General features: G+C 32.6%; 2 protein-coding genes. Both read right to left on the reverse strand.

Annotation, left to right across the window (positions count from 1 at the left end):
• Nucleotides 1-39 precede the first annotated feature (39 nt).
• Complete coding sequence (locus tag HX884_RS26570) at nucleotides 40-564, reverse strand: imm11 family protein (protein ID WP_178329042.1); 525 nt, start codon at nucleotides 562-564, stop codon at nucleotides 40-42.
• 225 nt (nucleotides 565-789) lie between these two features.
• Nucleotides 790-1,068 carry a hypothetical protein gene (locus HX884_RS26575; protein ID WP_256737208.1) on the reverse strand — a complete coding sequence of 93 codons (279 nt, stop codon included), beginning with the start codon at nucleotides 1,066-1,068 and terminating at the stop codon, nucleotides 790-792.
• Between the last annotated feature and the right edge of the window lie 45 nt (nucleotides 1,069-1,113).

Below are 1,113 nucleotides of genomic sequence, written 5' to 3' on the forward strand. Positions count from 1 at the left end.
ACACAACCCGCTACGGGGGAGACTTACCCGAAATCTGATTTATTCAACAAAGCCAAGGAACTCTTTAAATTCATTAGAAATAATTATGCAAGATTTATATTCACTACATCTTGCCATACTAAAATCTTCAACAACCTTTTCTTTGAAGACTATTTTACTAAACTTCCTTGGACCATTAGGTAAATAACTTAATATAGGTTGGCTTTCTGAAGCTTCCATATCGATGCATGAAACCTCTCTTAGTATATTAATTATTTTATACCCTTGATGTTGGGTTTCATTTACAGATACAGTTGCGTCAATAAGTTGAACATCAGTCCGAAAAACATCGTAACAAGAAATTAGTGCTGCTAGTCTGGATGATATGAATATAGGCCCATCACTATAATAAAAATCATATGCAAGCAATACCTTCTCACTCACCTTAGATTTTAATGAAAAAAAATGCCCCTCGTAAGTTTCAATTGATTTACATTGAGAAAAAGTAGTTCCAGATATGTCAGGGTGCTGGTATTCAAACCAATAACTATCGGGATAATCAGAAGCAATTCTTAACCAATACATATTTAACACCCTGTATTTCAAAATATATTTATGAAGCCATATTAATTTAATTGAATTTCTTTAATTCTAACTGTATACCTTTTGTACTCATTTTACTAAACGGGGTGAGTACGATATACCCCGCGACTTTATCTAAAGATAATTAACCTCACATTTTGCAATAATATCAAAAACGTGGTCGTATGTGCTTAGCACTACTCTTTGCAGATCATCTTCTCTTTCAGTTTAGATTAAATCAAAGCTCGACTTTAAATTCCCATCATAAGGATAATCATCTATTTTATATACAGGCATCATTTCGACGTTACTGAATAAAAACTCAATACGAACATCAGGAGCATCTTTTATACTTGGCTTACAAAAAGATAAACTTAAAGAAGCATTTACCAAAAAAATAAAGAGGTAAAGTTTTAGCTCGGTGCTAGATACTATTAAAGCGTCACGACCGTAAATCATATCATATTTTGTTTCTATTGACTTTATATTCATATCAACAACCGACATTCCGCAGCTAATTTAGGAATAAACTACCTCATAGAGTCTACCGAG

Source organism: Enterobacter sp. SECR19-1250 (assembly GCF_013391025.1).
GTDB classification, from domain to species: domain Bacteria; phylum Pseudomonadota; class Gammaproteobacteria; order Enterobacterales; family Enterobacteriaceae; genus Enterobacter; species Enterobacter cloacae.

What these genes read in the sequence shown, in the direction of transcription:
- HX884_RS26570 (WP_178329042.1), bottom strand. Translation starts at nt 564, where the DNA reads ATGTATTGGTTAAGAATTGCTTCTGATTATCCCGATAGTTATTGGTTT.
- HX884_RS26575 (WP_256737208.1), bottom strand. Translation starts at nt 1,068, where the DNA reads ATGTCGGTTGTTGATATGAATATAAAGTCAATAGAAACAAAATATGAT.